This is a genomic window from Pseudoalteromonas sp. SR44-5, from assembly GCF_014163675.1.
In the GTDB taxonomy this organism is placed as follows: domain Bacteria; phylum Pseudomonadota; class Gammaproteobacteria; order Enterobacterales; family Alteromonadaceae; genus Pseudoalteromonas; species Pseudoalteromonas rhizosphaerae.
The window spans coordinates 1-271 of the sequence record NZ_JACJDT010000229.1 but is presented as its reverse complement, the minus strand read 5'-3'; the positions used below and the strand labels follow the sequence as shown (position 1 = coordinate 271).

Genomic DNA, 271 nt, shown 5'->3' with positions numbered 1-271 from the left:
TGATTTATCATTTTGTAGAGCCGTTTTTAAATTAGCTTAACTGATCATCATCAGTCAATTTATTTAACTGTTTTCGTATCGATTCTCCTTTTAAGTTCAACTTAATTGAACCATGAATTAGCCTATCTAAAATGGCGTCAGCATGGGTTGATTCTCCTATCATTTCATGCCAGTTTTCCTGTGGTAGCTGGCTTATAATTATGTGTGATTTATACCCATACCGCGCATCGATTAATTCGAGTAAGTCACCTCGTTGCTGTGCACTCAGTGG

1 protein-coding gene is annotated in these 271 nt (G+C 36.9%); it reads right to left on the bottom strand.

Features of this window, described 5'->3' with window-relative positions; translation table 11 throughout:
- Positions 1 to 31: 31 nt before the first annotated feature.
- Positions 32 to 271: ATP-binding protein (locus tag H5154_RS23375; RefSeq protein ID WP_182719787.1), on the bottom strand; the 240-nt coding region annotated here is incomplete at its 5' end.